At 41.6% G+C, this 7,449-nt stretch carries 3 protein-coding genes; 1 reads left to right on the top strand and 2 read right to left on the bottom strand.

Going from position 1 to position 7,449, the window contains the following annotated elements; translation table 11 throughout:
* Nucleotides 1-33 precede the first annotated feature (33 nt).
* Nucleotides 34-1,104, bottom strand: a complete 1,071-nt coding sequence (locus tag B3Z75_RS00200) for a LacI family DNA-binding transcriptional regulator (RefSeq protein WP_294066350.1) — start codon at nt 1,102-1,104, stop codon at nt 34-36.
* Between the two features lie 223 nt (nt 1,105-1,327).
* Nucleotides 1,328-5,608: a hybrid sensor histidine kinase/response regulator transcription factor gene (locus tag B3Z75_RS00195; RefSeq protein WP_294066347.1), complete on the bottom strand. Its 4,281-nt coding sequence runs from the start codon at nt 5,606-5,608 to the stop codon at nt 1,328-1,330.
* A gap of 353 nt (nt 5,609-5,961) precedes the next feature.
* On the opposite strand from B3Z75_RS00195, the gene B3Z75_RS00190 reads away from it, so the two are divergent.
* The gene (locus B3Z75_RS00190; protein ID WP_294066345.1) at nt 5,962-7,449 is read left to right on the top strand and encodes a pectate lyase family protein; all 1,488 of its coding nucleotides are present in this window, start codon (nt 5,962-5,964) and stop codon (nt 7,447-7,449) included.

Here is a 7,449-nt window from a genome sequence, read left to right as displayed (position 1 = left end):
GCAAGGATTTAAGCTGGATCAGGTTTGGCCTGCTTAATACATGATATTATTGAACCGTTTATAATAATCGATGTTTTCGCGGGTTAAAATATCCAGCTGGACATAGTTCTGTTTTGTAACCGGCTTTTTGAAGATCAGATATTCAAGCAGGGTTTTCATGGCATAAAATCCCTGATATTCTGGCTCTTGCCCGATAAGGTAGTCGATTTTTCCTTTCTTCAATGCATCAATATTCGCCGAAGTCAAGTCCATGCATACCATTTTCACCCCTTCTATATGGTTTGCTTCCAGGTAGTCAGCAATAAAATTACCGCGTGAATTTAAAACCACGATGGCCGGGGTATCCTTCTGACTCCCGAATAGCCGCGAGAGATACATCTCGTTATTTTCGGGTTCTGTTACTGAAAAAGGAATGCCAAGGACAAGGTTTGTGCATTTGTTTTTCTCCAGATAATCGGTGAAACCGTTTTTTCTGAGAATGGTCGTGTTCGCACTCTTATCTCCAGTTCTGACAGCGTGAAAAATAGCAATATTGGCATTTTTGGGGATAATTGATGTGATCAGTTTGGCCATCATATACCCACACACGTAGTGATTTGCTGAAAAGAAGGCCAGCGGTGATGTCTCCTCGATGTTTGAATCCACAAAAATGTAAGGGACATTCCTGTCGTTCATTTTTTTGCACAAATTAACTGTCTCCTCGGTGAAGGTAGGACCGATGATCAGTGCATCCATTTCGAAACCGGCAATCTTTTCGAAAGTCTGCCGGCAGGAATATATATCGTATTGGTTATAAGTAAAAACCCGTAATTCAACTTTTACATTTTCATATTCTTCCAGGGCATGACGAATTCCATTGTGAATACTTTCCCAATAGGCTCCCAGAGACATTTCGGGTGTGGTTACAATGATCCTGTAACTTCTCTTCAAAGAGATGGAGGAGACATGAATATTTGGCTTATAATTCACCTGCTTCAGCACTTTTTCGATGGTCAAGCGCGCTGATTCCGACACGTTTCCGCGGTTATGAAGCACCCTGTCGACCGTTCCTTTTGAAACGCCCGCCATTTTTGCAATGTCAATTATCCGGATCTTCTTTTGCATGTATGATTGGCCCTCTGTTAATCTTTAATATTTGATTTAAATTATTTTGGCGCTTTCGAACCCTTTCTGTACTGACAGGCATGTGCTCGTACACAAAGGTACAACTTATTTGCAAATTGCCAAATTGTTTGTAGTCCCAGGATTCTTCGGGGTATCGTTGCGTCGTTAACAATTTTCATATAGTTTACGCCTCCTGGGAGGCGCCTATATCCAGAGGTGGTTTTCAACTCTTTTGTCCGTTTCTGAATTGTGAGGGAGTGACGCCAAACTGTTTTTTAAACGATTTTCCGAAATAGTCCGGATCGTTGAATCCTACCTCATAGGCGATTTCTGCTACATTCATTTCGCTGTTGATCAGCAACTCTGTTGCTTTTTTAAGGCGGATGATGCGGAAATATTCGTTGGGAGAGTAATTGGTGATCCCTTTAATCTTTTTGTAAAAAAGGGTCCTCCCCATGTTCATCTCTTTCGCGAAATCATCCACCGAAAACTGTGTATCTCTCAGGTGGGACACCATTACCGTGTGGATTTTTTCCATGAAAAGGCTGTCTTTCCCGGATGTATGCACCGGGAGGGATCCTGCCATGCCGGGATCATGTGCAAACTTGTATTGCAGCCTTTCCCGCTGCTCAATTAATTTACGGATACGGGTAATCAGGTATTGGACGCTGAAGGGTTTGATGATGTAAGCATCTGCACCCGCGTTAATTCCTTCCAGTTGATGTTCGGGCGATGAATAGGCGGTAAGCAGGACAACGGGAATATGGCTGGTCTCAAAGTTCTCTTTGATCTTCCTGGTTACCTCAAAACCGTTCATTTCCGGCATCATCACATCGCATACAATCAGCTCAGGAGGTGTTTCGATCGCTTTTTCCAGACCGCTCAGCCCGTTGGAGGCAGAGGAGAGTTCAAAATAATCCATCAGTTTGTCCTCCAGGAATGATCTGATCTCTTCGTCATCTTCAATTAGCAGGACCTTTTGTTTCCGCCCCGGAGTAATTTTTACCGGGTTTTTTTTTACCGATACGGCACCAGCTGTTGCTTTTGCTTCCAACTCGTTCACATCTACAACAGGACCATATTTTTTTTCGCTTGACGCGTAATCTTCCAAACTCATAGGAATGGAAAGCATGAAGCAGGCTCCCGACCATTCTGAGTCCCGGTAATCGATCCTGCCATGGAGCACCCTAGCCAGTTCGGCGGAGAGGTGCAGGCCAATACCTATTCCGGTGGGGGTGTAGTTGATCTGTTTAAATCGCTGAAAGAGTAGTTCCCGCTTTTCAGGAGGGACGCCGATGCCTGAGTCGGAAACAGTAATGGCACAGTGCTTATTCGGTTCGTCGAAGGTTATCTCTACACGGATTTTTCCATTTTTTGGAGTATGCTTAAAAGCGTTTGACAAAAGGTTGAAAATGATCATCTCCATTTTTCCTTTGTCGGTGATAATCACCTTTGAATCTTCGATTGTCCTAAAGGTATATTCAATTCCTTTTTTGATCGCTGTCTCACTAAAGATCTCATAAATATCCCGAAGAAATGAAACAATATCAGCCTTCTCCAGTCGCAGTTCCATCTCTTCATGCTGTAGTTTCCTGAATGCGAGCAACTGGTCAATCAGTCGCATCAATTTGTCGGAACTTTTGTTCAGGATATCAACCTGTTTCTTCAGCGCCGGTGATAGCTGTTGTTCATATATGCTTTCAATACTGCCTTGAATAAGGGTGAGCGGTGTTCTGAACTCGTGAGAGATATTGGTGAAGAATTGCAGTCGGTGAGCTGTCATCTTTTTCTCGATAATGATTTCATTATTGAGCCGGTTCATCTTCATCAGAGTGACGACTGTAAGATAAAGAAGCAGCAACCCTGAGAGCAGATAGAGAATCGATGCTTCGAGAGATCGCCAGAATGAAGGTTTGATGGTAATCTCCAATAATGTTTCGGGGTTTTCCATTGTGTTGGAGACACTCTTCACCCTGAAATGGTATTTTCCTGGTGGAATATTCTTATAGGTTGCAACATTGTACGCTGTGATTGGATTCCACTCCTTGTCGTAGTTCTCCAGAATATAGGTATATCTGCTCGAAGATATTTCCTGATAATTCAGTGAGGAAAAAGCCAAAGCAAATGAATTCTGATTGTAGCGGAGCCGGAGATGACTGGTTTTGGAGATGCTCGCTGTCAAAGGTGTATCCTGTGAGTGGGGTGTTACTTTTACTCCATTGATACTAAGATCAGTAATCAGGGTTGTCAGTGGGCCTGTTTGTTTCTTGAAAACATCCGGGTCAATAACATACACGCCACTATAACTGCCAAACAGGATGTCTCCATTTTTTCTTCTCAAGGCGACAGACTCCGAAAAATAGTCACTTTCCCATCTGTCGGCGAAATTGTAATTTTCAAAAAATTTTTTTTCAACATCGAACTTCGAAAGTCCGCTTTCAGTACTGATCCAAAGATTTCCGTTGTAATCTTCCAGTATAGCCTGGATGATATTATTTGTCAAGCCATTTTCGGTGGTGTAGTGTGTGAACTGGTACCTCTCAGCAGGTAATTTTTTTATAGCCAGATTGACACCACCGCCAGCTGTTCCGAGCCAGATTCGACCTTTCCGGTCTTCATACAGGGTTTTTACAATGTTGTTGTTTAGTGACTCAGGATCATTCCGGTCGAAGTAATACCATTCGTAGGAGTTACCATCCTTAATCAGACTGTCCGGGTGAAAGATGACCACACCATTTTCACCTCCCGACCAGATACGACCTTCCCTGTCCTGCATGAGCGACCTGATTTGTCTTTGTGTACGCGATATTTGATCGAATCTCAGGCTATGCAGCGATCCCTTCTCCCACTCACACAGAAACAGTCCGTTGCCGAACGTCCCGACCCACATACGTCCTTTTGTATCACACAGGATTGCATAGATGCTGTTCTCTCCTGCATTTAAGTCATCAGAGAGGAGGTAGGAAAAGCTCTTTCCCGACAGGTCGTCCGCGAGAAAGATCCGCAGCCCATCTCCTTTTGTTCCCATCCAGATGTTGCCTTTGTGGTCTGCCTGGATGGTGTAGATCCCTTTTTGCCTGCCGGTGAAGAGATCCTTTTTGTTCCAGTTGCTGTCAATTATGTAAATGTCCCCATTTTTTGTTCCTGCCCAAAGATTTCCATTTCGGTCTTCATACAGGCTCCTGATGGTCTGTTCCTGCGAACTGGTGAGGAGGGATGCCGGTATTAACTGTGAACTTTCCTGTTTTGCGAAGCTCAGTTTTGCAATGCCGGCATTTTCTGTTCCCACCCATATGCTTCCGGTACGATCTTCCGTGACATAGAGTAGGTAGTTTGTTCGCAGATCGCTGTTTGTGGTAGTATAGTGAGAGATTTCTCCATTTTTTCTGATGGCAAACAATCCGCTCCCATAGGTAGAGATCCATGTGATCTCCCTTGAATCGGTGAAGATTGAATACCTTTCGTGATCGATGAACGAAAGCACTGGTTTTGGAATCAGCCGATATCTGTCAAATGATTTACTTTCAGTGTTATAATGCCATACACTACCCGACTTGTTGTAGACCCATGGTTTGTTTTTGTTGTCTCTGATAATGTATCCCTCCCGGATGGTTTCTCCCTGCATCAGCCTGTTGCTGTTGTATACCTGCATTGAAGGGATATGAAAGATCAGTGTTGCATGGTTCCCGGTAATAATGATTTGATCGTTGTCAATTTTTTCCGTCTCGTGAATGCTGAATTCTGGAAATTGGGAAGCATAATTGATTACAGGAAGAAAACGCCTGTTCAGCAAGTCGTAAATTAAAATATCCGCATTGTTTGTTAAAAAACAGAGGTATTCTTCCGTTTTGTACGCACTATGAAATTTATAGCGACTAATTTTCTCACTCAAGCGGTGAAACATACCGTCGCTATAGAGGAATAAACCCTTGTCTGTGCCAGCCCAGATATTGCCCGATGCATCTTCCAGTATAAAGGATATATGATCGGTCCCGATATTGGTTTTGTCGTAAAGGGTACCCAATACCCCAGAGTCATGATGTCTCACACGGCATGCCCCTTGTTCTGTACCCCAGAGCCAGATGTCTCCGTTTGAGGCCTCCAGCATACTGCGGTATTGACGTGCTTCCCCATCTCCGGTATAATTCACAAACGATTCGTTGTTCAGATTGTAACAGTTGACATAACGGGAGGATGTCTGTATCCAGAGATAGGCATGACGGTCTTCCCACATCATTCGTATATTGCTTTCAGAAAGCGAACGTGTGGAAAACCCCGGATAGAAAGAGGAAAAATTGTACCCGTCAAACCGGTTCAGACCGTTGACGGAGGCTATCCAGATCAACCCCTGATGATCCTGAATGATATATCTTACCGTGTTGTGCGATAATCCATCTTTGCTGTCGATATGTTCAATCCGGATCCCTTCGTTGCCATAGATAAGCATTGGCAGTAGGAAGAGGAACGTGAACAGTGTTTTTTTTATGTGGAATGGATGGATCATTTCTGTTTGTAGTTGTCTTTAATTTGGTAAAGTCTCTTCTATGATATCCATCATGATTATAGGAATCATGTTTTGTCAACTTAGTGTAAAAGAATCATTCTTTGCAAAAATAACAAATAATAATTAATCAATAAATAAATTGCCTGATGCTGTACAATTGTACGGTTTTAAGGCAATAATTCCAGTAAATATCTTTATTTGTATATTTCTGTACAATTGTTATGAAAAAATGAATGAAATTACCGATCAGAGATGTTAAATGCTGATAATTTTGCTGTGCGGTGAACTTTAAAAGAAATATATAATACTTAAATATTTATTCTACGTTCAAATTATTGCTTCACTATATTATCATGAAGATTAAATATTATTTGCTGCTAACTTTATATTTTACATTTATTCTAACTACGATAGACTTCGCTAGTTTCAATAATAATCATTTTTTGACAGAGAAGGATATTTTTTCTATTGAAAGTAAGCGTAACTCGAAACAAACTCTGACTTTTCCTGATTTTTCTGGAAATATTATAGCTTTTCCAGGAGCAGAGGGATATGGTAAAAATGCTACTGGTGGTCGATACGGTAAATTGTATTGTGTAACAAATCTGAGTGATGCCGGTCACGGATCATTTCGGGATGCTGTTAGTGAACCGAACAGGATCGTTGTATTCAAAGTGGCGGGAATTATTGAACTCAGCTCTAACCCTATTAAATTATTAAGCAATCAGACAATTTTGGGGCAAACTGCACCTGGAGACGGAATTGTGCTTTATGGTGGTCGATTATCGGCCAGCGGGGCTTCCAATACAATTGTTCGATATTTACGAATTAGGATGGGAGCAAATTTCCAAGGGCAGTCAGATGCGGTAGGTATGGCTTATGGTACTAATGTCATTTTTGATCATTGCTCTATCACTTGGGGTAAAGATGAAAACTTCTCAATCAGCAGCAGTAACCGAACCAAGCCTCTTGAAAATATAACCATTCAGAATAGCATAATTGGGCAGGGTTTACAAAATCACTCTTGTGGAGGCCTTATGCAGACTGATATGACAGGAGGGGTGACAATTTTCAGAAATCTTTATATTGACAATCATACAAGGAATCCCAAAGTAAAAGGATTAAATCAATTTGTCAATAATGTCGTTTATAATTGGGGCGGAGGAACTGCTTATGATATGGGGGGTAACTCAAAAGGCCCATCAGAAACTACCATAGAGAATAATTACTTTATTTTGGGACCAGCTGAAACCTACAGGGGCTCTCGTCAAAGTAATGGCGAGATTGTTGTTAAAAAAAATACGCTCACTCCATCTAAACCTTTCAAGGGAGGAAATTCATTGTTTAGAACATATTGGGCTGGAAATTACTTTGATGACAATAAGGATGGGAAACTGAATGGTCGTCTTATGAATTTTGAAAAAGATTGTGAGGGAAGTCCTACATTTTTAGAAACACGCTCAGTTTTACACTCTTTGATACAATCTCAGACTTCTGCAGAAAGTGCTTATGAGTGGATTGTAGAGAATGTGGGTGCTACCTTACCCAAACGAGATCAGGTTGACACCTATCTAGTGAAAGAATTGACATCATTAGGATTAAAAGGTATAATTATTCAAAATGAAACTAATAAGGATCAATTCCCCATCGGTGGCCCGGGCTTCATACAAACTGGTTCAATACAATTAGATTCAGATAATGATGGTATACCCGATGCTTTTGAAGAAAAATGGGGACTGGAAAATGATGATCCGTCCGATGCATTAAAAATTGCCCCTAACGGCTATACCAATATTGAGAATTACGCATTTTCATTAGAATATCCTGAACTATACAAATAG

Source organism: Proteiniphilum sp. UBA1028, from assembly GCF_002316955.1.
Lineage (GTDB): Bacteria > Bacteroidota > Bacteroidia > Bacteroidales > Dysgonomonadaceae > Proteiniphilum.
Note: the sequence above shows the minus strand (reverse complement) of the source record. Positions and strands in the feature narration are given on the sequence as shown.

Bases quoted from the DNA above. Each gene is read 5' to 3' on its own strand.
- B3Z75_RS00200 (WP_294066350.1), bottom strand. From the start codon at position 1,104: ATGCAAAAGAAGATCCGGATAATTGACATTGCAAAAATGGCGGGCGTT.
- B3Z75_RS00195 (WP_294066347.1), bottom strand. From the start codon at position 5,608: ATGATCCATCCATTCCACATAAAAAAAACACTGTTCACGTTCCTCTTC.
- B3Z75_RS00190 (WP_294066345.1), top strand. From the start codon at position 5,962: ATGAAGATTAAATATTATTTGCTGCTAACTTTATATTTTACATTTATT.